The organism is Rhizobium sp. 11_C7_N12_5 (genome assembly GCF_051811145.1).
In the GTDB taxonomy this organism is placed as follows: Bacteria; Pseudomonadota; Alphaproteobacteria; order Rhizobiales; family Rhizobiaceae; genus Rhizobium; species Rhizobium lusitanum.
Window position 1 is genome coordinate 930,515 of the sequence record NZ_JBPWPY010000002.1, and the last position, 23,322, is coordinate 953,836.

General features: G+C 60.0%; 21 protein-coding genes and 1 pseudogene. 10 read left to right on the forward strand and 12 right to left on the reverse strand.

Going from position 1 to position 23,322, the window contains the following annotated elements; all coding sequences use genetic code 11:
• Positions 1–7: 7 nt before the first annotated feature.
• The 3 genes from AB8B29_RS23350 to AB8B29_RS23360 all read right to left on the reverse strand — a co-directional run bounded on the left by AB8B29_RS23350 (position 8) and on the right by AB8B29_RS23360 (position 2,999).
• Complete coding sequence (locus AB8B29_RS23350; protein ID WP_037197511.1) at positions 8–736, reverse strand: esterase family protein; 729 nt, start codon at positions 734–736, stop codon at positions 8–10.
• Positions 733–1,692: an acetylxylan esterase gene (locus AB8B29_RS23355; RefSeq protein WP_037197512.1), complete on the reverse strand. Its 960-nt coding sequence runs from the start codon at positions 1,690–1,692 to the stop codon at positions 733–735. The genes AB8B29_RS23350 and AB8B29_RS23355 overlap by 4 nt, the downstream gene beginning before the upstream one ends.
• A 101-nt stretch (positions 1,693–1,793) precedes the next feature.
• Positions 1,794–2,999: an ROK family transcriptional regulator gene (locus tag AB8B29_RS23360; protein ID WP_037197513.1), complete on the reverse strand. Its 1,206-nt coding sequence runs from the start codon at positions 2,997–2,999 to the stop codon at positions 1,794–1,796.
• Positions 3,000–3,274: 275 nt separating this feature from the next.
• Between AB8B29_RS23360 and AB8B29_RS23365 the strand changes: the two genes are divergently transcribed.
• The 5 genes from AB8B29_RS23365 (at position 3,275) to AB8B29_RS23385 (ending at position 9,718) form a co-directional block, all read left to right on the forward strand.
• Entirely contained in the window at positions 3,275–4,546 is a 1,272-nt protein-coding gene (locus tag AB8B29_RS23365; protein ID WP_113102283.1) for an ABC transporter substrate-binding protein, read from the forward strand.
• Between the two features lie 64 nt (positions 4,547–4,610).
• A complete protein-coding gene (locus AB8B29_RS23370) occupies positions 4,611–5,495 on the forward strand; it encodes a carbohydrate ABC transporter permease (RefSeq protein ID WP_037197516.1) in 885 nt (294 codons plus the stop codon).
• Positions 5,495–6,346, forward strand: coding sequence for a carbohydrate ABC transporter permease (locus tag AB8B29_RS23375; protein ID WP_037197517.1), 852 nt, complete (start codon positions 5,495–5,497; stop codon positions 6,344–6,346). Before AB8B29_RS23370 ends, AB8B29_RS23375 begins: the two co-directional genes overlap by 1 nt.
• Before the next feature lie 64 nt (positions 6,347–6,410).
• On the forward strand, positions 6,411–7,556 hold the full coding sequence (locus AB8B29_RS23380) for an ABC transporter ATP-binding protein (protein WP_047640669.1): 1,146 nt from the start codon (positions 6,411–6,413) through the stop codon (positions 7,554–7,556).
• A 20-nt stretch (positions 7,557–7,576) separates the two neighbouring features.
• Positions 7,577–9,718, forward strand: coding sequence for a beta-galactosidase (locus AB8B29_RS23385; RefSeq protein ID WP_037197520.1), 2,142 nt, complete (start codon positions 7,577–7,579; stop codon positions 9,716–9,718).
• A 40-nt stretch (positions 9,719–9,758) separates the two neighbouring features.
• Here AB8B29_RS23385 and AB8B29_RS23390 read toward each other — a convergent pair whose 3' ends face one another.
• A complete protein-coding gene (locus AB8B29_RS23390) occupies positions 9,759–9,884 on the reverse strand; it encodes a hypothetical protein (protein WP_280518154.1) in 126 nt (41 codons plus the stop codon).
• A gap of 230 nt (positions 9,885–10,114) precedes the next feature.
• Here AB8B29_RS23390 and AB8B29_RS23395 point away from each other — a divergent pair, with 230 nt between their 5' ends.
• From AB8B29_RS23395 to AB8B29_RS23405, 3 genes are all read left to right on the forward strand, one after another.
• Positions 10,115–10,420, forward strand: coding sequence for a hypothetical protein (locus AB8B29_RS23395; protein ID WP_113102284.1), 306 nt, complete (start codon positions 10,115–10,117; stop codon positions 10,418–10,420).
• 143 nt (positions 10,421–10,563) lie between these two features.
• Positions 10,564–10,863, forward strand: a complete 300-nt coding sequence (locus AB8B29_RS23400; RefSeq protein WP_037197522.1) for a putative quinol monooxygenase — start codon at positions 10,564–10,566, stop codon at positions 10,861–10,863.
• Positions 10,864–11,224: 361 nt separating this feature from the next.
• Entirely contained in the window at positions 11,225–13,024 is a 1,800-nt protein-coding gene (locus AB8B29_RS23405; RefSeq protein ID WP_162740658.1) for a GGDEF domain-containing protein, read from the forward strand.
• Positions 13,025–13,062: 38 nt separating this feature from the next.
• On the opposite strand, the pseudogene AB8B29_RS23410 reads toward AB8B29_RS23405, so the two are convergent.
• Together AB8B29_RS23410 and AB8B29_RS23415 are read right to left on the reverse strand one after the other, a co-directional pair.
• Positions 13,063–13,161, reverse strand: a pseudogene (locus AB8B29_RS23410) (spore coat protein U domain-containing protein); the annotation flags it as partial.
• A gap of 93 nt (positions 13,162–13,254) precedes the next feature.
• Positions 13,255–14,154, reverse strand: a complete 900-nt coding sequence (locus AB8B29_RS23415) for a hypothetical protein (protein WP_113102286.1) — start codon at positions 14,152–14,154, stop codon at positions 13,255–13,257.
• A 313-nt stretch (positions 14,155–14,467) separates the two neighbouring features.
• On the opposite strand from AB8B29_RS23415, the gene AB8B29_RS23420 reads away from it, so the two are divergent.
• Entirely contained in the window at positions 14,468–15,085 is a 618-nt protein-coding gene (locus AB8B29_RS23420) for a hypothetical protein (RefSeq protein WP_113102287.1), read from the forward strand.
• 95 nt (positions 15,086–15,180) lie between these two features.
• Here the strand turns inward: AB8B29_RS23420 and pepT are convergent, their stop codons facing one another.
• From pepT to AB8B29_RS23435, 3 genes are all read right to left on the reverse strand, one after another.
• On the reverse strand, positions 15,181–16,413 hold the full coding sequence (gene pepT / locus AB8B29_RS23425) for a peptidase T (protein WP_113102288.1): 1,233 nt from the start codon (positions 16,411–16,413) through the stop codon (positions 15,181–15,183).
• Positions 16,414–16,695: 282 nt separating this feature from the next.
• Positions 16,696–17,220 carry a DUF992 domain-containing protein gene (locus AB8B29_RS23430; RefSeq protein ID WP_037197528.1) on the reverse strand — a complete coding sequence of 175 codons (525 nt, stop codon included), beginning with the start codon at positions 17,218–17,220 and terminating at the stop codon, positions 16,696–16,698.
• 252 nt (positions 17,221–17,472) lie between these two features.
• Positions 17,473–18,720, reverse strand: coding sequence for an adenylate/guanylate cyclase domain-containing protein (locus tag AB8B29_RS23435; protein WP_037197529.1), 1,248 nt, complete (start codon positions 18,718–18,720; stop codon positions 17,473–17,475).
• A 224-nt stretch (positions 18,721–18,944) separates the two neighbouring features.
• On the opposite strand from AB8B29_RS23435, the gene AB8B29_RS23440 reads away from it, so the two are divergent.
• On the forward strand, positions 18,945–19,526 hold the full coding sequence (locus tag AB8B29_RS23440) for a nucleoside 2-deoxyribosyltransferase (RefSeq protein ID WP_113102289.1): 582 nt from the start codon (positions 18,945–18,947) through the stop codon (positions 19,524–19,526).
• 43 nt (positions 19,527–19,569) lie between these two features.
• Here AB8B29_RS23440 and AB8B29_RS23445 read toward each other — a convergent pair whose 3' ends face one another.
• From AB8B29_RS23445 to AB8B29_RS23455, 3 genes are read right to left on the reverse strand one after another with little or no spacing between them, the layout of a single operon-like run.
• Complete coding sequence (locus tag AB8B29_RS23445; RefSeq protein ID WP_037197532.1) at positions 19,570–20,115, reverse strand: sarcosine oxidase subunit gamma family protein; 546 nt, start codon at positions 20,113–20,115, stop codon at positions 19,570–19,572.
• Positions 20,108–23,041: a sarcosine oxidase subunit alpha family protein gene (locus AB8B29_RS23450; protein ID WP_047640667.1), complete on the reverse strand. Its 2,934-nt coding sequence runs from the start codon at positions 23,039–23,041 to the stop codon at positions 20,108–20,110. Before AB8B29_RS23450 ends, AB8B29_RS23445 begins: the two co-directional genes overlap by 8 nt.
• Complete coding sequence (locus AB8B29_RS23455; RefSeq protein WP_047640666.1) at positions 23,038–23,316, reverse strand: sarcosine oxidase subunit delta; 279 nt, start codon at positions 23,314–23,316, stop codon at positions 23,038–23,040. Before AB8B29_RS23455 ends, AB8B29_RS23450 begins: the two co-directional genes overlap by 4 nt.
• Positions 23,317–23,322: the final 6 nt, after the last annotated feature.

Genomic DNA, 23,322 nt, shown 5'->3' on the forward strand with positions numbered 1-23,322 from the left:
GCCGTGCTCAAATGTAGAGCGGTGCCATCCGGCGCCACGCGCCGGCACGGTGCGCGCGTCCGTCCCAAACATGCAATCGATGGCTGACCTGCTTGTCAGCCAGAAGCCGGCTCAAATGGCGATTGTTGTCCAGGAAAGGATCGGCATCGCCGATCGTCAAGACGATATCGACCTGTCGCAGCTTTTCCAGCTGCCAATCACAATTCAGCCCCGGCAGGAAATGCGTCGGCGTATGAAAGTAGATGTCGTCGTCATAATAGCCGTCGAACAGATCGCCGAAGGATTCGATTTGCATCGTCAGGTCATAACGACCGGAAAAAGCGACGAGCTTGCGGAAGAGGTGAGGGTAGCGGAAGACCAGGCTGGCAGCCTGGAAGGCGCCGAGGCTGCAGCCATGGACGATGGTGCATTCATGCGGGTTCTTTTGCGCCATAAGCGGCAGAACTTCGTTGAGTATATAGTCCTCGTATGCCCCATGCCGGCGGATGCGCTCGGCCGGATGCCGATGGGAACCATAGAAGGTTTCCATGGCGAGCCCTTCGATGCAGTAGAGCTGCAGATGTCCGGCGTTCAATTTTTCCGCAAGGCTGGCAACGATCCCGATCTGCTCATATTGCCAGAAACGTCCATCCCTCGTGGGAAACATCAGCACTTTGGCGCCGGCATGGCCGAAGACCAGCAGCTCCATGTCTCGATCCAGCCGTGGGCTGTACCAGCGCAGATATTCCCGGTTCATGACACCTTGAAAAGTCGCCCCACCTTGTCACGCAGACGTGCATTCTGCTCGTCCATGCCAGCATAGTCGAAATGGCCGGCATCCAGAATGAATATTTCGTTAAATTTCTGTAGCGCATTTGCGACGGCGAACTGGCAGGGCGGCGCCACGGCGGGATCGAAAAGGGCAGGGGCTACGAGCATCGGCACGTTGATGCGGCTTGCAGCGATTGCTGCATCGAAGAAACGCAAAGTCTCGAACACGCTTCCATGCTTCTCCTGATAGGCCTGGACGGACTGGGCGCTGCCGACCGTTGGCAGCGTCAGCCAAAGCTGCCGATGCCCGAAGGTCGGGACGACCAGATGGCCGCTGTCGATGCGCGCATCGAAGGGAATTGCCAGAGCCCCGATGCCGCCGCCGAAGCTGATGCCGCTGTAGCCGATTTGACCGGCAATCCAGGGATAGAGTGTCTCAAGTGTCGATACGGCGAGCCAGAGATCTTCGACGCAGCCGCCGATGACATAGGTATCGCGATTTTCGATACCGCTGAGGACGTGTTCGGCCGCATCCGGTGGAAGTTGCGGGCAGGCACTGAGGGACAGGCCGCGGAAACAGGGGAACAGCACCGCTGTCTCCTCCAGCGGCAGATCAAGATCGGGCTGGTCTCTCCCGCCATAGCCATGTCCGACGACAAGGCCGCGCCGCACCTGGCCTTGGCGGGGAATGAGAAGCCAGCCGTTGATTTGAAACGAGCCTGTCGATGTGTAGCTGACGTTGAAGACGTGCCAGTTGTCATGGCGCAATTTACTGCGGCGAAGCTTCGGTTGCGGATCGACGGCAATTGCCGCGCTGTAGCGCTTCCGCCAGAAATCGTCGAAACCAACAGGCGCCTCCGGCGGCATGATGGCCAGCAACTGCTTTAGCTGCATGCCGTAGGTGGGGTCGAAGGCGAAGGGATGGACTGTAGGGGCGCTCATCTGGCGTTTGTCGCGTGAAAGGGCTGGCGATGCAAGACCGAACCGTTGGGGGTGCGTGCTCGCTTTCTGTTGCCAGCAAGCATGGCGGCGATCACCGTTTTCTATGCCGCCGACGTGGTCGTGTCAGCGTCACTGCTCCCCATCGTCCCGCCGGATGTCTCGAAGTCGAAGAATTTCTGGGTGACGAGGGCGGCTGCACCACGTGCCCAGGAATTGTCTTCCCAATCGGGCAGCAGCGGCGGTGAGGCAAAAAAGGTGCGGGCAGCCATGCTTGATTTCAGAGGGTCGAAAAGAGCATCGCCGAATGAAACCGCCTCGCCTCCAACAACGATCACCTCAGGGTCGGTGATGTTGACGAGGTTGGCAAGCGCCTTGCCGATCCCGGCACCTGCCTCGCCAAGGATCCTGCTGACCTCTGCATCGCCGGCTCTGGCTGCCTCCAGCATATCGGAGAGGTTTTGGTTGTCGTCACGCCTGGTCGCCTCGCGCCAGGTGCGCAGCATGGCAGGCTCCGAATAATAGGCCATCAGGCAACCGCGCTTGCCGCACTCGCAAAGCCGCCCGTTCTCCTCATGCAAGGTGTGGCCGAATTTACCGGCCGCGCCATGGGCACCCCGGTAGAGCTTTCCATCGACGATCAGCGCGCAGCTGATGCCGACACCGATGGCGAGGACGGCCATATCGCGATATTGCCGCCCGAGGCCGAAAAGCTGTTGGGCGATGGCATAGGCGTTCGTATCGTCCTCGAGCCAGACGGGCACCTTGACCCTTTGCGCCACCATCGATGCGAGGGGCACGTTGTTCCATTTGAAACGAAAGCTGCGCACGCAGATGGCCTGACCGTTGTCGATGACACCGGGCACGGAAATACCGACTCCTGCCAGTCGCGCTTGCGGGCGCCCTGCGGCTTCAACGAGCATGGGCACGGCTTCGGCCAGCGTCTTCGCTACATTCTCCGGCTCGTTATCGATAAGGGTCAGTCGACAGGAGGCAAGCGGGTTGGTTGCCAGATCGGTCACGACGCATTCCACGGAGCCGACCATCAGCTTGAAGCCGATCGCCAACCCGTTGGTGTAGTTGATCTCGACGGGTATGGGCCGCCGGCCCGAAAGCCCGGCCACCGCCTTGCCTTCGGTGACGTGTCCTTCCTCGATCAGATCGGCAATGACGAAGGTGACGGCGGCCGGGCTAAGACCGGTGATCGTCGCTATTTCGGCGCGGCTTTTCGGCCCCTCCTGCCTCAAAAGGTTCAGGATGAGCCGCCGGTTCAGGGCTCGCGACGTGCTCTGGTCGCCTTTCAGTTTCACGATTTCTCTTTCTTAATTTTGTAAATTAATTATTGCGTCCGTTTCAGACTTATGCATAACTTCACCCGTCGATCAACATCCGGCTCGTGCGCAAGCACGAAGAAGTCAGCAATAGGACAAGGTTTCTCGAACCGAAAGTTCCGGGCGATGCAAATGCATTGCCGCGGCAGGTTTGTTGCGACCGTGCGTGGGAGGGCAGGAGGGGCGCCCGCCGCGTGTTCGTACGGCTGGCTGAGCAGGGGTGAGGGTGGACGTCACAACGGGAGGAGTTTCAAATGACTTTCAATTTGCTTGGAAGGCCGGCGAGCCGGCGTGTCTTTTTGAAGGGTGCAGGGGCGGCGTCCGTCGCAGCGCTCACCGGTTTTCCGATGCCCGCCATCGCGCAGGCCCAGGACGTCAACATCATTTCGGACGAAAACAACGCCGATGCATTGGCGATCCTGCGCAAGATCGCCGACGATTTCGGCAAGCAGGCCGGCGTCAAGGTCGTGGTCAACAACATGGATCACGAGGCGCACAAAACGGCGATCCGCAACTATCTGGTCGCCGGCGCGCCCGATATCTGCTTCTGGTTTTCGGGAAACCGCATGCGCGCCTTCGTCAAGCGCGGCCTGTTCGATGATATCTCCGATCTGTTCGAAAAGGAGAAATACAAGGACGTGCTCGGCCCCGCCGCGGGCTCAGTTACCGTCGACGGCAAGCAGTATGGGCTGCCGACCGGCGGAACGCTTTGGGGCATGTTCTACCGCAAGGATGTCTTTAGTCAGCTTGGAGCGACGGTTCCGGCGAGTTGGGATGATTTCCTGGCTTTCGGCGCCAAGTGCAAGAGCGCCAACCTAACGCCGATCGCCATGGGCACAAAGGAATTGTGGCCGGCGGCCGGTTGGTTCGACCAGATGAACCTGCGCATCAACGGTCTCGACAAGCACATGGCGCTGATGAATGGCGAGATGAGCTATCTCGACCCGGCGCTGAAGCCGGTATTCGACAATTGGGAGACCCTGATCAAGCAGGATTTCTTCACGCCGAACAACACCTCGTTCGGCTGGCAGGAGGCGGGTGCTCTGCTGTCGCAGAAGAAGGCGGGCATGATGAATCTCGGCGCTTTCGTGCGCTCCACCTTTCCGAAGGAGGATCTCGATCAGCTCGCATTCGCGCCCTTCCCGACGATCGATCCGAAGGTCGGCCGTTTCGAGGAATTTTCGCTGAATTCGGTGCATATCCCGACCAATGCCAAGAACAAGCAGGGCGCGCGCGAGTTCCTCGCCTATTTCTATCGCCCCGAAAATCTCGGCCCTTATCTGGTACCCGGCGGCAACGTGCCGCCGCGCAACGACCTGCCGCCAAGCAAGGACCCGCTGGTCAATGCCGCAGTCGAGGCGCTGAAGACGGTGCAGGGCACATCGCAATATTACGACCGCGACAGCGATCCCGACATGGCCCAGGCCGGCCTCGTCGGCTTCCAGGAATTCATGGCAAAGCCCGAACGACGCAACGCCATTCTGCAGCGGCTCGAGGGTACGCGTAAGCGTATCTACAAGATCTAGCCTTCCTCCCAGCGACCGGGAGGCGGGGCCGTTGCTCCGCCTCTCCATACCGAAAGAGGACAAAATGATGACGTTCTGGCGCCGCCATCGCTGGTGGCTCACCCCGACTTTGCTGATTTTGCCCGCGGCCGTTCTCTTCTCCGTCGTGATCCTGTGGTCGGCTGTGGAAAGCCTCTGGATCAGCCTGCATGATTGGGACGGCTTCAGCCCGATGGTCTGGATCGGCTTCGGCAATTATGTCGAGCTGTTCAACGACCCGCAATTCTACGTCTCGCTGAAGAACAATGTGATCTGGCTGGTCATGTTCATGGCGGCGCCGCCCATCGGGCTGGCGATCGCACTGCTCGTCAATCAGAAGATCCGCGGCATGCGGCTGATGAAGTCGCTCTTCTTCATTCCGCTGGTGCTCGCCTCGGTCGCCGTCGGCGTCGTCTTTACCTGGGTCTATACGCCGCAACTCGGATTGCTCGCCCTGATCTTCGGCTTTTTCGGCGCGGCCGCGCCGGCGGTTCTCTCCGACGAGCACTTCGTCACCTTTGCGATCGTCATCGCAGCGCTCTGGCCGCAGATCGCCTTCTGCATGGTGCTCTATCTCGCCGGTCTCAACAGCCTCAGCGAGGAGTTGATCGGAGCCGGACGGGTCGACGGTGCAAGAGGCTGGAACATGTTGCGCCATATCGTCCTGCCGCAGCTGACACAGGTCACCTTCATCGCCATTGCGGTCACCGTCGTCGGCGCGCTTCGATCCTTCGACATGGTCTCGGTCATGACGCAGGGCGGTCCCTTCGGCTCCTCCGAAGTGCTGGCCTACCAGATGTTCGAACAGTCGATCTTCTCCTATCGCTTCGGCTATGGCGCGGCGATCGCCTCGGTCCTGTTCGTGATCATGGCGGTGTTCATCGTCTGGTATCTCACGCGCATCATTCGCATCGAAGAAAGAGGGGCCTGATGTATCCGCGCCCGATCCCTGAAGATGCCATCTGGCGTCGCCGCTTCTATTTCATCGCCGTGCTCGCCATCCTGATCCTCTGGCTGTGCCCGCTCTTTGCCATCATCCTGACGTCGTTCCGCTCGACGCAGGATGTGATGGGCGGCAATCTCTGGGGCTGGCCGACGCAATTCGGCCTGGTGGATAACTACACCTCCGTCTTCACCCAGACACCGATGGCGCGCTATTTCCTCAATAGCCTGACAATCACCATACCCGCCGTCATCGGCGTGCTGATCCTGAGCACGCTCGCCGGCTTCGTCCTGGCGCGCTATCGCTTTCGCGGCAACATGCTGGTCTTTGCCCTGTTCGTCGGCGGCAATTTCCTGCCCTATCAGATCATGATGATCCCCGTGCGCGACTTGATGGTACGCATCGGCCTCTACGACACCACGGCAGCGCTGGTCATTTTCCACATCGCCTTCCAGACGGGCTTTGCGACGCTGTTCATGCGCAACTTCATCGCCGCTCTGCCGGACGAGTTGTTCCAGGCGGCGAGGGCGGAGGGCGCGACGCCGTTCCAGACGCTTGTTCACGTGGTGGTACCCCTGGTGCGGCCGGCACTGGCCGCCCTCGCCATCCTGATCTTCACCTTCGTCTGGAACGACTATTTCTGGGCCGTGGTGCTGACGGTCAGCGATACGGTGAAGCCGGTGACGGCTGGGCTTGCCAATCTGCGCGGCGAATGGGTTTCGGCCTGGAACCTGATTTCGGCGGGCACGATCGTCGTTGCCGTGCCTCCGGTCGTGATGTTCTTCCTCATGCAGCGGCATTTCATCGCCGGTCTCACCATGGGCGCGGTGAAGGGATGAGCGATCTGTCCGCCATCCCCGCCGCCGTTCCTCATGCCAATCCATTCTTTGAGAGCCCTGAAGCATGACCAGTCTCGAACTTCGTCACGTCAACAAGAATTACGGCGCTTATCATGCGCTGCGCGGCATCGATCTCTCGGTCGAGCAGGGTGAATTCATCGTCATGGTCGGGCCATCAGGCTGCGGCAAGTCCACGCTGCTGAAGTCGATCGCCGGGCTGGAAACGATCTCTTCCGGCCAGATCATGATCAACGGCCGCGATGTCAGCACGGCCGAGCCCGGCGATCGCGGCATCGCCATGGTCTTTCAGTCCTACGCGCTCTACCCGCATATGACGGTCGCCGAGAACATGGGTTTCGGTCTGCGCATGGCAAAAAGGCCGAAGGCGGAGATCGATGCGGCCGTGGCACGCGCCGCGAAGATCCTCAGGATAACCGATCAGCTCGACAAGCGACCGAAACAGCTTTCCGGCGGCCAGCGCCAGCGCGTCGCGATCGGCCGCGCCATCACTCGCTCGCCCGACGTCTTCCTGTTCGACGAGCCGCTGTCCAATCTGGATGCGGCACTTCGCACGCAGATGCGTGTCGAGTTGAGCGGCTTGCATGCCGAACTCGGAGCGACCATGGTCTATGTGACGCATGACCAGGTCGAAGCGATGACGATGGCAAGCCGGATCGTCGTTCTCAATCGCGGCCTCATCGAGCAGGTGGGCTCGCCGCTGGAGCTCTATCGCAACCCGACCAACCTCTTCGTTGCCGGCTTCCTTGGCGCGCCGCGGATGAACTTCTTTCCCGTCACGGTCGATCAGGTCACAGGAAATTCGGCTACGGTTTCCGCCCCGGGTCTGGCGCCCGTAGCCGTCGAATTGGCGGCCGGTTCGTCGGTCGAGAAGGGTGCAAAGCTGACGCTCGGTATCCGGCCGGAGAATATCGCGGTCGCGGATGGTCCGTCGCCCGGTGCTGTGGTTGCCGGTCGTGTCGGTCTTGTCGAGCATCTCGGTCGCGAGACCATCCTTTATGTCGACGCCGGCGAGCTGCAATGTGTCAGCTCCGAAAGCGGCACCGGCAACATCACCGTGCAGATCGGCCATGTCGCCGGCATCAATGCCGATGCGCCGGTCAGCCTCAGCATCGACCCGCGCGAGATCTACCTGTTTTCCACCCAGGACGAGCGGACCATGACAGTCCGCAAGCCAATACTCGACAAATAACAGTTCAGGAGCCTGATACCGTGTCAGCAAGCAGCAGTAAGAACGACCTTTCCGTATGGCGGACCATCAAGACCGACAGGTTTCTTGTGGGCGCGCCGCATTATCCGGAACATGTCGACGAGAGCTATTGGGAGCGCGATGCCAAGCGCATGGCCGAGGCCGGCTTCAATGTCGCGCGTCTCGGTGAGTTCGCATGGCATCTCTTCGAGCCAAAGCTCGGCACCTTCGATTTCGATCTTTTCGACCGTGCAATCGCCGTGCTGGCGCGTCATGGCATCGACACCATCATGTGCACCCCGACGGCGACGCCGCCGCGCTGGCTGACGGTCGCCCATCCCGAAATCCTTCGCGTCGACGGCAACGGCCGGACGATGAGCCATGGCTCGCGCCAGCATGCCGATACCGCAAGCCCGGTGTTCCGCGAGTACAGCAAGCGCATTACCAAGGCGATGGCCGAGCACTATCGGGACAATCCGCATGTCATCGGCTGGCAGACCGACAATGAGCTGAATACCAGCATGCCGGAATCCTTCTCCCCGGCGACACTTTCGGAGTTCCAGGCCTTTCTCGCCGATAAATACGGGACGATCGACAAGCTCAATTTCGCCTGGGGCGGCGATTTCTGGGCGACGGCCTATGACGATTTCGGTCAGGTCGTGCTTCCCATCGAGTTCGGCCCGACCTTCCCGAGCCCAGGACATGTGCAGGACTATCACCGCTTCCTCGCCTTCGCGACGGCACGTTTCCAGCACGATCAGGTGGAAATCCTGCGCGCCACCAAGGCGGAATGGTTCATCTTCCACAATCTCGGCGGCCTTCGCGATATCGACTTCCGAGGCCAGTTCTCCACCGATCTCGATTTCGTCGGCTATGACATCTATCCGATGCTCTACGATGAGTTTCAGCGCATCGGCAACCACGCCAAGGTGCAGGCGCTCCACCTCGATATCTGCCGCGGATTCTCCGGCAATTACATCGTTCCCGAACAGCAATCCGGCTTCGGAAGCCAGCCCGGTTTCTGCACGCTGACGCCGGAGCCTGGCGAAATGCGGCGCATGGCCATGTCCTCGGTCGCGCGCGGCGCCGATGGCTTGCTGTTCTTCCGCTGGCGGCCTGCGCATTTCGGCGCGGAAATCTACTGGATGGGCCTCATCGATCACGATGATGTGCCGCGCCACCGTTACGACGAGGCAAAACGCTTCGCGACCGAGATGACCGCTCTCAAGGACAAGATCCTCGGAACCCATGTGCGCATGGATGTCGGCATCGCCGGCTCGGATTTCGACAATCAGGAGGCGCACAAGACCTATTCGATCGGCCTGCCGAGCCCGCAGGACGATGCAATTCAGTTGCATCAATATTGCTATGACCGCGGTATCGCCTGCGGCTTCATCCATCCCGAGGACGACCTTTCGCGGCTGAAGCTGCTCTATGTGCCGCATTGGGTAATGTGGAAGGACGGCTGGACCGCGCGGCTCGAAGCCTTTGCCCGAGATGGCAGCACGGTCGTCATCGGCGCGCGCACCGGCACGCGCGACGAAAACAACCATGTCATCCGTGAGACAGCACCGGGTTCGTCGCTGACACGGCTGACGGGCGTCAAGGTGGAGGATTTCGGCCGGCTGGCAGCGCCCGGTGCCAAGGGTCTTTTCGACGTCATGTCCCGGTCGGGCGGCCTGGTCATCCCACCCAATCGCCCGGCGGAATCCCATCGGCGCGTTCGTCGCTTCACCTTCGGCAATCGTGAGATCGAAGCTGCGCACTTTTATGAGAACCTGACGATTGTGGATGATGCCGAAGTGGTTGCGACATGGTCGAACCGTTATGCCGAAGGCCAGCCGATGGCGAGCTTGCGTCGGGTCGGCAAGGGCAGGGTGCTCTATCTCGGCACCTATCTGACGCCGGAGCTGACCGATGCCCTGGCCGACAGGACCTTTGCGGAAGCCGGCATCGGACCGCTCGTCGGCGATCTGCCCGAGGGAGTCGAGGTGACGATGCGCCAGAACGATGACCGGCGGCTGCTCTTCCTGCAGAATTACCTCGATCAGCGCGCTGAGCTGAGTGAAGTCCCGGCCGGGATCAATCTTCTCGATGACGGCAAGTCGGTATCCGGCGCTCTGTCGCTCGATGCCTATGGCTGCGCCATCATCGAGCTTCGCTAAGCCCAGTCTTTCGGCGCCCGCTTTGTGCAGCGGGTGCCGATCAGGGGCTCAGGCTGACAGGATGATCGATGCGGTAGAGCACATACGGCCGCAGGATATGTCCTTCCGGCACGGTGATGTCGTCAAAATCCCCATCTTCCACGCGCAATATGCCGATCTTTTCCATCGTCAGGCGGCAAGGCGATTTAATCACACATTGCGAAAGGATGGCGCAAACAGCTGGCTTTCTTGCGCAACGATATCGCTTCCATGGTCCTGTTGGAGTATACCTTACCCATGATCAGGATCGTAGCAACGGCCTGAAAAGGTCATCGTGCGCGTCGACTATGCGATACTGACGATAACCAGGAGAATAATGGCCAATAGCCGCAAGCGGCAAAAGGGACCGCGTGAAAAATGGGCGAAGTCATCCAGTTCAGGCCCACGACGAGATATGGCAAGCAAATCGATGCGCAGGCCCGCATAGAAAAGGAGTTGATGCTTCCCTTCACGACGGCGGAAACATCTGGGAGACGACCTTCTCGCGCGAATGTCCCGGATATCCCGCCCTGCGCGGCGTCGAAGAAGAACCTGCCCGTGAACGGCATTGCCATCGTCATCGGTTCTATTCTGGTCTACGCGCTGGTGATATCGCATGTCGTCGGACAACCACATTACTCGGCCCGCGCAAATCTTATGCCGGCGGCATTCGTGCAGAACTAGTTTTATCTCCGCGATATCGGTTTCGGTCACCTTCCTTTGAAGAGATGATCGCTTTCTGGTCTGCCTGATCGGGAACAGTTCCTATCGCCCGACGTTGGTTGACGTTATCCGAGACATCATCCGCACATGAAAGGTGGTGGGTCATGAGCAAACTTGCACTGTATGTTCCGCTGAAGGCCAAGCCCGGCAAGGAGGCCGAGGTTGCCGATTTTCTGCGATCGGCATTGCCTTTGGTCCTCGCGGAACCCGGTACGGCAAGCTGGTATGCGATCGAAGAAGGCCCCGGAAAGTTCGCCATTTTCGACACGTTCGACAATGAAGCGGGCCGGCAGGCCCATCTCGACGGCAAAGTAGCGGCCGCTTTGATGGAAAAAGTACAGGCGGGAGATCTCTTTGCCGAGCCGCCGCAGATCTACAAGCTGAACCTGCTCGCCAGCAAATAAGCATTCGAGCCACCGACCCAGTTCTGGGGCGATAAGGGAGGTCCATAGGCGGGCGAACTCCCTTCTATGGGAGAGACCCCGGCAAAACTCACGTCGTACAAAGCAGCGGCGATCGCTCGCGCTTTGCGATTGCCCGCATCGCCTTGTCGGTGTCGACTACTTTTTTGGCCGTTCTTCGCCGCGCCAATGACGCCGAAAACCTCTCTTTGTTGTGCATAAACAGAAGGCTATCGTGACTGGCTGACAATTTGCGTAACCTCGTCATCAGCTCGTGAGAAATATTTTATTTCTGTGCCTTAAACGAAGATTCTACCAGTTGCAGTTTATTCTCGATCAAACGGTTCTCGGTGGAGTGCACTTATTGTCGCGGCTTAGAATTCAACAGCTACAGTGGAACGGCGCCATAGCCGTTATCATGGTTTGCTTGATGATGGCCGGCTCGACGATTGCCTTTAGCTTGTCGGATTACATCCACTACAAGCGCGGGGTGACGGAGTTCAAGCGCTTCGATGCCGCCTTGCGTGCGGCTGCCACGATATCGAAGGAGCGGGGGCCGGCGAACAGCCTTATGGGCGCCTCCGAGGAACAGCAGCCGCAATTTGCCGCCGCGTTGAAAGCGAGCCGTGGCGACACCGACGTTGATATCGCCAAGATCGAGACGATCTTCCGGACGGAGATAGATGCTTCGCCGGAAATGAGCAGCGCATTCATGGCCGTCAAGGCGCAATTGGAAGCAGGCCGAAAAGCCGTCGATGCGGTCGCGGCCATTCCGCGCGACGAGCGGAGTGGGACACAAATAGCCGAGGCGATACAGACGATGTTCCGGGCGGCGGACCGGGCGCAGGATTACCGTGACGTAGCGGGACGTTTGATTATCGCTCAGGCGCCGCAGACCGGGGCCGAAGTCATGCTGACTTCGATGGCCGGAACGCTCAGAGAACGCGCCGGAAGATTAGGATCCTATGTGGTCATGATGCTCGCCTCGCAAGGGCAGGCCCGCTCGCACTACCGGGCGGAGTTCGACAATGAGTTGAACCGCCTTTTCGAAGTGAATGCGCTGTTGAAGACCTATGCTCCATCAACGCTGCATTCCCAGGCTATCGCGCAACTGCTGGATCAAGTGACGGTGAATTATTTTGCCGGATCCTTGCCCTATGCGCAGCAGGTTGCTTTTGAGCTGAATGGAGGCAACCCGCCAACGGCGGGGGAGTTCACTCAAAAATATGTTCCGGGGATGAAATCGACGGAGACGTTGCGTGAACTCATCGAAGAGACCGCGCTGACGTCGTTGGAGGAATCACAGCAGAAGGCCTTGAGAGCCATGCTGATATCGGCGCTCCTGGCCGTAACGGCGATATCGGTGGTTGCCGGATTGGCCTATGCGCTCAGGCGATCCCTGTTCCAGCCGATGCTTGCCGCCATACGGCAGATTGACGATATCGCTGCCGGCGACCTATCGGAGCCCGAAGCGATGCCGCACGCCGGTCGGGAAGTGCGCGAGATGTTCCTGCGACTGAACATTCTGCGGGAGCAGCAGCGTTTCAAGCGACATCTGGAGATGGAGCGCAAATCGATGACGGAGGAATTGAAGCGTCTCTCTCAGACGGATGCGCTGACCGGTCTGCTTAATCGCAGAGCGCTCAGTGAAGCAGTCGAGGAATTGCTCGCTGCTCCGCGATCCGGATTCCGTGGTTTCGGCATCGTCATGTTCGACATCGACCATTTCAAGTCGATCAATGATCGGTACGGCCATGCCGTCGGCGACGTCGTGCTTCAAAGGACGGCTCAGATATTGAGCCCATGTCTGCGCCCCGGGGATCTGTTTGCGCGCTATGGCGGCGAGGAATTCATCATTATATTGGGCGACGCGACCGAGGCAGTCGCTCAGGCAACCGCGGAGCGGCTGCGCGCGACCTTGGCCCACGCTGTCATCAGCGAAGAGCATGGGTTGCGCGCCACCGCCAGCTTTGGCGTCGGCTGGCGAGCAGAATGCGCTTTAGGGGCTTGGGAGGAACTGGCGGGCGTGGCGGACAGGCGACTCTATCAAGCCAAGCGAAGCGGCCGCAATATGGTTTATTCCTCCGATATGCCTGAGACGGCGGCGGCCGTATCGACGGTTGGAACCAGCCGGCGCAGCGCAGGCGGCGCAGATGCTGCATGAGGGAGCCGCGAGGGTCCGTCGACATATCGCATTTCGTATCAGTAGGTGAGTGTGACGACCACTGTGTCGGTATAGGTTCCCGGTAACGGCGTTGTCTGGGGCGGCACGCGACCATAGACAGTCAGAGCTTGAGCTGTGTTGATGAATACCTCAAAGTAGACGTCACGTGTCCCGGCGGGCAGGTCGGCGGTTACCGCTGCGGCCGGCAACGTGCACCCTGGAGGCCTGCGTCAGGCGGTCAGCGTCGAGGTTGCATGCGATCTTTCGTCGAGACGGTCGGGTATATTGAGCACCGCCGCGCTCACCGCATCGATCATCGCATATTTCTCTGCCTGATAGTTCCAATATTCCGACACGAAGGTGTGGGACAGCCAGAAGCTGCTCTTTCCCGGCGCGCCGGCCCATCCAACGCTGCCGAATTCCGCCGCCCGTTTGAACAGGCGCTTCAGATGCGTTCTGGAAATCATGAACTGGCTCTGCATCACCTTCATGGAAAGGGGACCGATGAGGATCTTGTCGGCCGCAAAATCGACCGAGGTGATGCGCGAGATGAGATAGTCCATCACGACGCCGCCCGATGTCGCCCAGTTGAACAGGCTGAACGTAACGCCGGGATTGCGGAGAATGTCACTATCCATGATCCGCTTGGCGATGATCGGATGCATGCGCCATATGGCCTCCGGATTGATAGCGACCTGGGCCATCCGGTCCCCGCCGTCGAGCGTATCCAGCACGACGAGATGGGTATGGATCCATCGCATCATATATTCGCGCGTCAGCTCCGTCGGCTCCAGCAGCGTGATGCGGCGGTCCGAGCTCTGCGGCACCGGCTGGATGAATTTATAGGCCAGCATCTCCTTGAGGAAGGCCGCGGCAGTATTGCGGCTGGCAATGCCGTGCTTCACGGCAAAGTCGACGAACCGGCTGCCATATAGCCCAGGCGTCGGTTCATCCGGATAGCCGAGAGAAAGCGAAAAGCCCGAATGAGCCATGAGCCATCGCTGTTGCGCAGCCATAATCGACGCTATCCGAGGATTCTCGCTGTAAATGGCCATGAGCTCGTGTGCGCTCTGCAATATGGCCGACAGGAAATGCTCATCGCGACCAAGTTCTTTTGCGGTAAATACCATGCGCACAATAATATCTTATCTTCGAATTCGAGATGGAATCGTGGCTCAGCCCAGCCACGAATTATTAAAATCACAAGACCATTTGCTTGTCTTGCGACATTCCCGGTTAACTTTAAAGATAAAGCTTAATGATGCAGCCTTGCATCATCATCTTCTTTCGGCCCACCGACAAACCGCGTCTCCTGATGAACGAAGGTCCTGGTCCGTCAACATTTCTTTGCAAAAGGTCCGCAATTAGCCATGTTTCGACAAAAGCTGCGCCACAGTTCTCGTGTGAATTGGCCTCCGGAATCTCTGTCCAAAGGAGCTGTCGATGGGTACGCAGCCTGCAAGTTGGTGGAATGGCCAAAGCGAGATGACGCGGAGACTAGGCTCCGGGCTTGCTGTATGCGGCACGGTGGTCGGTGCCCTCTACCTCATCGTTCAAACCGCTCCGGCCGATCGAGCCATGCGGTTCGTCGACGATAGCGGCGTGATCGCGATCAGCAGCGCCAAACCCCTGGAACACGTCGCGATGAGCGGGCCGCAGGTCGTGGTCGATGCGAGCCCGGCACGACAAACGATGTCGGTACCGATCCCATCGCCGTCGCCGCTTGCCTCGACGGAAAAAGCTGCCGTTACGCCAAAGCGGGTCGCATCCCACGCCGGTATCGCGAAGACCAAGGTCGCATCGTCGGGCGGCGTCGAGCGTTTCGACCGTTGCTTGCCGCAATGCGAAACGCGAGATCCGTTGATCGCAGGAGAGCCGGAATACGCCCAGGCCGAACAGCCGCTGGTGAACGATGAGCGGCCTCCTGTTGTGGAGGAGAGGGTCGGGTTTCGTCCGCTGGCTGGCGCGCGCTACCTGCTGAGCCAGGCCGCCGACGCGCCTGGCGCCGTGCTTCGCCAAGGCAGGCGGGCAATCGATGATGTCGCCAGCATCGGCTGGTGAATCTCACGGTCGTCTGCGACAAATGCCAGCGCCCGGGGCCTTGTTTCTGAGGCAACGGGCGCTCTTCTGAGCTGACTTTACCTGCCTGAACCGGCTTAGCTACGCTCTGCCCAGACTTTAGCCAGTTCGACAAGCGTCTTTGCGCCTTTTTCCATGTCCTGCCGGCTGACCCATTCAAGCGGGGAATGAAAGGCATGGCCGCCGGCGAAGATATTGGCGCAAGGCAACCCCATGAACGAGAGCCTTGAACCGTCCGTGCCGCCGCGAATACTGCCGCGCACCGGGGTCATCCCGGCCCGGCGGATCGCTTCCACGGCATTGTCGACGATCTGCGGGTGCCGATCGAGAATCGTCTTCATGTTGCGGTATTGATGCTTGACCGTGAATGTGTGGGAGGAGCCGGGAAAGGCTGTCATCACGTCCTTGACGATCTGTTCCAGCATCGCCTCTTTCACGGCCAGACCGGCATCATCGAAATCACGGATGATGAAACCGAGTGACGCTTTCTCCATCGAGCCGGTCACGCCTGTCGGGTGAATGAAGCCCTCTCGGCCCGCCGTCGTTTCAGGCGCTACGTCCTTCGGCAGCCTGTCGATGATCGCGCCGGCAATCTTGATGGCATTCTCCATCTTTCCCTTGGCAAAGCCCGGATGGATGGCAACACCCTGGATGGTGACTTCGACGCCATCCGCCGAAAAGGTTTCGTCCTCTATATGCCCAGCGGTTTCGCCATCGACCGTATAGGCAAACTGTGCCCCGAGCTTCTTGAGATCCACCTTGTCGACGCCGCGGCCGATCTCCTCGTCGGTCGTGAACAGGAGCTTGATGGTGCCGTGGCGCACATCAGGGTTGTCGACGAGATATTGAGCTGCCGCCACGATCTCGGCGAGGCCGGCCTTGTCGTCGGCGCCAAGCAGGGTCGTGCCATCCGAGGTTATGATGTCGTTGCCGACCTGATCGCGCACGGCAGGGTGGTCGTCGACACGGATGATTTGTTGCGGATCGCCCGCGAGCCGAATATCGCCGCCGCTATAATTCCGCAGGATCTGAGGCTTGACGTTGGTGCCGGTGAAATCGGGCGCGGTATCCATGTGGGAGCAGAAGCAGATCACCGGAACCGGCTTGTCGACATTGGACGGAATGGTCGCATAGACATAGCCGTGCTCGTCCAGATGCGCGTCACCGAGGCCGATCGCCAGCAATTCCTCGACAAGGATACGCCCGAGGTTTTTCTGCTTCTCAGTCGAGGGCTGGGTGCCCGAAGTCGGGTCCGATTGCGTGTCGATGACGACGTAGCGAAGGAAGCGATCGGTGACAGTATCGGTCATGAGCTTGGCTCCAATTGTTCTTCTGCATTGAATAGCTATAGCCATATACCGGATCGCCGTTAATCCATTTCGGGGCGGAACGGTGACGACAGATAACAGGAGGATAAGGGCAGAGGCCCTTGAAAAGAAACGGGCTTTGTTGATTGAGCGTTGACGATGGTTGTCGACAGACGAGCCAACGAGCAATTTCTTTGGCGGCAAGGTCATCAACAAAAAGAGGCCGCCCTGACATTATGGAAGGGCGGCCATAGAACTCGTGCCGCTTCGCAGCGGCCTAAAACCTCACTCGGTCGAGGTCAGCGTTACCGAAGTCCCGGTAGCGGCGACGTTCAGGCCGAGCTGGCCAGTCACGCTCACCGTCTGAAGATGGATCGAGCCGGAAGTACCACCAACAAGGATGTTCGTGCCGACGCCCGCGCCGAGGGTCGCTTCTACGGTAGCACCCTGATAAAGGCCGCTCAGAGAGCCGTGATGATAGCCGGCTGTCGGAGCGAAGACGAGCCAGACGAGCCGGCTGCGAGTCGTGAAACCAAGGTCGACCCCCATCTTCCTGATCGCACCGCTGTAATGCTCCACGCGCTTACTTCCGACGGTCGAGTGGAAGGTGCAATCCACCTCCTTGGCCGAGCCGAGCACATAACCGACGCCGCCGCCGATTTCGCAATCGAGATAGCCGATCTTGACGCCATTGCGCTGATCGGGTTCCTCCTCGCGATAGCTCGTCGGCAGGTCTGCCGCGCGCGCTACCGCCGCGCCGGCGACGATCAACGATGCGGCTGAAAACGCCAGTGTCAGAATTTTCCTCATCTGTTTTCTCCTTGTCAGAGTATTTATGGGTGACAGGCACCCTCCGGTCGAGCCGATAGAATCAACCCTTACTTAACGTTTGTAATCGCAGAACGATCCCAAAAATAAGGCGGCTATCGTCATGATCCGTTTCACAATATAGGGAACTGTATCGGCAGCGGCAGCCCTTTGACCTTTCACGTTTTGCAACCGACTGAATCGCGCCGCGTCAAATCGGCCGCGTGAGAGGGAAGAACCCCGGCTCTCCGTCGATCATGCATCCTGCAGCAACTTCTCTTTTGCGGTGAAGGCGAAGACATCGACCGGTTCGCCGAGGCCTTTGAGCGGGAAGGCGCCGAGGCTTTCCATATCGCGCTGGCAGCCGGCCATCTCGACGAATGCCTTGGACAGAAGCACCGGCCGCTTTACTTCCTTGGTCAGCGTTTCCAGCCGCGAAGCGATGTTCACGGCCGGGCCGATGACCGTGAAATCGAGGCGGGTGCGCGAGCCGATATTGCCATACATCACGTCGCCGACATGCACGCCGACGCCGTAGCGGAGCACCTCGCGGCCCTGCTTGCGGTTTTCCTCGTTGAGGGTTGTCACCGCTTCCTGCGCCTCGCGGATTGACAGGAGGAGATTGTGGCAGGCGTTGGGGTCGCTCAGCGGGAATATGGCCAGCAGCCCGTCGCCCATGAATTTGAGGATCTCGCCGCCGTGTTTTTCGATCGGCTCGACCATAGCGTCGAAATAGCCGTTGAGCAGCTCGATGACGTCGTCTCGCGGCCACATGTCCGAAATGGTCGTGAAGTCGCGAAGATCGCAGATCAGAATGGCCGCTCCGACCGTGGCGCCGCTGCCGCGCGTCGTCGCGCCGGCTAGGATTTGCTCGCTGGCATGCGGGCCGACATAGGTGCGCAAAAGCGTGCGCGCCATGATGTTCTTCAGCCGGATCTCGGTCACCATCGTCAGCGCAGGGAGCAAATCCTTCAGGAAGGTGATGTGCTCATCGGTGAAGCCGCCCGGTGCATCCGAGGCGAAAGTAACGATATGGCGCTTGCCGAGCGTGTGATAGATCGGCCAGGCAATATAGTCGGTCAACCTTTCCGCATATAGCTCCTTATACAGCGGGTAGACGAACTGATCCTTGTCGGAAACCTCGAGATTTTGCCGGACCTCGATTGCGCCGTTGAAGATTTCGTTGATGGGGCTTGCCAGAAACTGCGGCGTATTCTCGACACCGTAGCTGAACGTGGCGATATCACCTTCTTTCATACCGGTGCGCCAGAGGATCCGCGCGCCGAGCCATTGCGGATGCATCGTTCTGAAATGCATCGTCGATCGCGCAACCGGAATCCCGATTGCCCGCATCTTCTCGCACAGCTCAACGAGAATATTGTCGATGAAGCGCTGCTCACGAACGTCATTCATCAACCAATCGAGGATTTTGCTTTGTTTCGTCGGCCAGCTGCCACGGTCGTCATTTTCCGAGCCGGCAATTGCCGCAATGGAAGATTGCATTTCTTTTACCCCACAAATTCTGTCGCCTGTCATCGGCTGTCTCAACGCCCCGCTTCGAAGTGCGAATATACGCGCCTTGCCGTTGGTCGGGAACGGCACTCGCCCGCATTTCGCGATTTTGCAAGCCGCGCGTTTCGCTATGGCGCAAGAGCGTTGAATCGGTCATATGCCTCATATGGTTCCGCAGCTTCCGTGGTGCAACATTTTGTCGGAAAGGCAAAGCATTGAGAGCATATTTGGCAGGTCCTGAGGTGTTCCTCCCCAATGCGCGGGAAGTCCTCGACCACAAGATTGTCTTGGCGCGCAGCTATGGCTTCACCCCTGTCTCGCCCGGCGATCTGGCCGTCCCGGAAACCGAAACGAGGCATCAACGCGGTCTCGCCATCAGCGCCATCAACGAGAGCCTGATGTCGAGCGCCGATCTGATCATTGCCAATCTGACGCCGTTTCGCGGCGTTGCGGCTGACATCGGCACCGCGTTCGAGTTGGGCTTCATGTGCGCCCGCGGCTGCCCGGCATTTGCCTTTTCCAACTGCACCGAGAATCATTTCGAGCGGGTCAGCGGCCTCTATGGCGGGGAAGTCCGCCTCGGTCCCGACGGCCGCCATCGCGGGCCTGATGGCTTCGCGCTGGAAAATTTCGATATGGCCGACAATCTGATGCTTGATGGTGGCATCGCGGCGCGCAACGGTGCGGTCATTACGCGGAAGGTGGCGCCGGATCGGCTCTTTCTCGATCTAACTGCGTTTGAAGAATGCCTTAACCTGGCCGCCGAAAGATTGCTGAAAACGGCCGCCAGCGCCTGATGTCTCTGGCGTATAAGCCGGTGCGTTTTCGATACCCGATGGTTCAGGATGAAACGCGCGCGGCACCCAGCGATAGTGCAAGCGCCTCAAGCTCTTCGTAGAGAGACTCCGCAAAGCTGCGCAGCACCGTCAGCTCGAACTCGTCGGCACCGGTACGTGCGACCTGCAGCGATATATGGCCGAAGAGCGTCATGGCCGTCCGCCCTTGCGGGAAGGTGGCCGGATGAAAGTCGACAGCCGTGCCCTTGCTCAGCAATTCGGCGGCACGCAGACCGGAGACGCCGATGCAGACGCGGCCATGGCTCTGGTCCGAGACGAAGGCGCTACCGGCAAGGGCATTGGAAAAATCCCGTACAAGGGCGTTGGGAAGCACGTTGTTGCCGGCAATGAACCATTGTCGATATCCGGCCGGACGCACAGCGCTGTCCTTGATGCCTGCCGCAGAAAGATGTGCCTCGAGATCTTCGGTCGTCGTTGCTCCCATCACATGCAGCAGATGACCCTCAGGCAGGGCTTCGAGCCGGATGTCCGGACCTTGCAAGGCGGCCTTGCCGGCAAGAACCGGCTTTTTTTGGGGAAGGTCAAGCATGGAGCTTCTCGTTTTCAGGATCGATGAAGACCGGGCTGCAGAGCTGCCCCTCGGTAAATTCGTTTCGAAGGCCGTTCCAGACCAAGACCTTTTCGCCGATCCGCTCCGGCCCGTTCTTGACCAGCGCGAGGCCGATCGTATGGCCGAGGCTCGGCGAAAAGGCGCTCGACGTGACATAGCCCTGATCGTTTTCCAGCGTTGCGGCCGCGCCCTCCGCCAAAATATGGGCGCCGGTGCGGAAGCTTGTCGCCGGATTGAGCGGCTTGACGCCGACGAGGCGGGGCCGATCGGCCGCCTGCAGGCCCTCGCGTGCGAGCATGGCCTTGCCGATGAAATCGGCCTTCGTCGGCGAAACCATGCGGGCAAAACCGAGATCCCCCGGCGTAACCGTGCCGTTGATCTCGGCATGGGTGACATGACCCTTTTCGATGCGCATGACGCCGAGCGCCTCGGCACCATAGGGGCAGATATCGTATTGCTGCCCGGCCTGCATGACGGCATCGGCGACAAACTCGCCGTAAGCCGCAGGCACAGCGAGCTCATAGGCGAGCTCGCCCGAAAACGAGATGCGAAAAAGCCGGCCTTCGAGCTTGCCGCCGAACAGCGTGACTGCGCGCGCACTCATGAAAGCGAAGGCTGCATCCGAGATGTCTTCATCAACGATCTCGGCGAGGATCGCACGGGATTTCGGGCCTGCGACCGCCATCTGCGCCCATTGATCGGTGGAGGAGGCAAAGTAGACGTCCAGTTCGGGCCAGAGCGTCTGAGCGCAGAATTCGAGGTGGGTCAGCACGCCGGCGGCAAGTGCCGTCGTCGTCGTCATGAAGAAATGCTCGTCGCCGAGGCGGCTGGTGGTGCCATCGTCATAGATCATGCCGTCTTCGCGCAGCATGATGCCATAGCGCGCCTTGCCGACGGGCAGCTTGGCAAAACCGTTGCAATAGATGCGGTCGAGGAAGGCCGCCGCGTCCTTGCCGAAGATCTCGATCTTGCCGAGCGTCGAGACATCGCAGATGCCGGCATTCTTCCGGATATTCAGCACCTCGCGGTCGACGCTCTCGCGCCAGGTCTTTTCACCCTCGCGGGGGAACCAGGAGGAGCGATACCAGAGCCCGGTCTCGACAAAGACGGCACCATTCTTCTTTGCCCAGCCATGCAGCGGCGACTTGCGCGCGGGCTGGAAGTGCTTGCCGCGCGATGCGCCGGTGAGCGCGCCGAAGGAAACCGGCGTGTAGAAGGGCCGGAATGTCGTGGTGCCGACCTCGGCGGGTGAAACCCCGCGGGCCTCGGCAAGGATGCCGATGGCATTGATATTGGAAAGCTTGCCCTGGTCGGTCGCCATGCCGTTGGTCGTATAGCGTTTGGCAAGCTCGACATGCCCATAACCCTCGCGCACCGCAAGGCCGAGATCTTTAAGGTGTACGTCGTTCTGGTAATCGACGAAGGCCTTGCCCTTGGCACCTTTGACGGACCACAGCGGCGAGGCGGCTGCCTGTACATCTTCCCCAAGCTTGAGGGCCGGCTCCGCCTTGGCAAAGCCGATCGCCTCGAGCGCCTCAGCTGCCTTGCGCGCACCATCACCAAGGCAAGCCTCGGTCGAGGCAAGACCGGCAGCCGAGCCCGCAATGAGCAGTCCTTCCTGCCTTTCCGGGGCAAGGAAGGCTGCATGCCTGTCGGACCATACCGGTCTTCCGCCGCGATGGCAGGCGAGATGAATGATCGGGCTCCAGCCGCCCGACATGGCAAGCGCATCGGCCTCGATATGTTGTGCACCCGAGGCAGTGGCTACGGTCACGCGACGCAGCTGCTTGCCGCCATGCGCATCGATGATGCGGGCGCCGGAGACTATCGGAGCTTTACCCTTCCAAGTTTCGCTGGCTTTGGAGCGACTGTCGACGATGGCGGTAACCTCGACGCCGGCGGCCTCAAGATCGGCCGCCGTCTGGTAGCCTGACCGGTTCGTGGTGAAGACAACGGTCCTGTTGCCCGGCGCGACCGCCTGACGGTTCAGATAGCTGCGCATGGCGCCTGCCATCATGACACCCGGAATGTCGTTGCCGCCGAAGACGAGCGGCCGCTCTTCCGCGCCGGTAGCAAGAATGGCCTGTTTGGCGATGATGCGCCAAAAGCGTTCGACCGGCCGGCGCGCATCGGGCGCTGCGACGTGCTTCTGCACGCGCTCCACGGCGCCGAAGACGTTGTCGTCGTACCAGCCGATGACGGTCGTGCGCGGCAGGCATTGGACATTCGGCAGGCTTTCGAGTTCCGTCAGAAAGTCACCTAGTGGCGACTCTTGATCGGCAAGCAGGCTGCCGCCAAGGGCAAAGCCTTCGTCGGCTACCAACACGCGTGCGCCGGCACGTCCCGCCGTCAATGCGGCGGCAAGCCCCGCCGGACCTGCGCCGATAACCAGCAGGTCGCAATGCGCCCAGCATTTCTCATAGGAATCAGGGTCGGTTTCGTAGGAAGCCTTGCCGAGGCCGGCGGCCTTGCGGATCAATGGTTCGTAGACCTTCTCCCAGAAGGCGGCGGGCCACATGAATGTCTTGTAATAGAAGCCGGCGCTGAGGAAGGGCGACAGCAGCCCGTTGACGGCGCCGATATCGAAGCCGAGCGAGGGCCAGCGGTTCTGGCTGCGCGCAATCAGCCCATCATGGAGCTCGACCATCGTGGCACGGCTATTGGCTTCCGTGCGCCCGCCTGTGCCAGTTGTCACAAGGGCGTTAGGCTCGGCCGCGCCCGCCGTCAGGATGCCGCGCGGCCGATGATATTTAAAGCTGCGGCCCACGAGTTGAATGCCGTTGGCGAGCAGGGCGGAGGCAAGCGTATCGCCGGGGTGGCCCGTCAGCTCCGTGCCGTCGAAGCTGAAACGGATGCTCTTGGAGCGGTCGATCCGGCCGCCGGAAGAAAGGCGGAAGCTGGTCATGCCGGATCTCCGAGCTTGGCGAGCGCTGCGTCGCTCACGCCGTGGACCTTGTGCGTGACCGTGTCGCGCTCGACGATCAACCAGCGGCGGCAGCCGGAGGAATGGTGCCAATATTCCTTGTGTCGTCCTTTCGGGTTGTTACGCAGATAGACGTAGTCGTACCAGGCGTCGGAACCGGCATCCGGCGCGGGACGACCGAGGTTCGCATCACCCTTGATGGTAAATTCCTCTTTGGGGCGAATGCCGCAGTGAGGGCAGGAAATCAGGCTTGCCATCTCGTC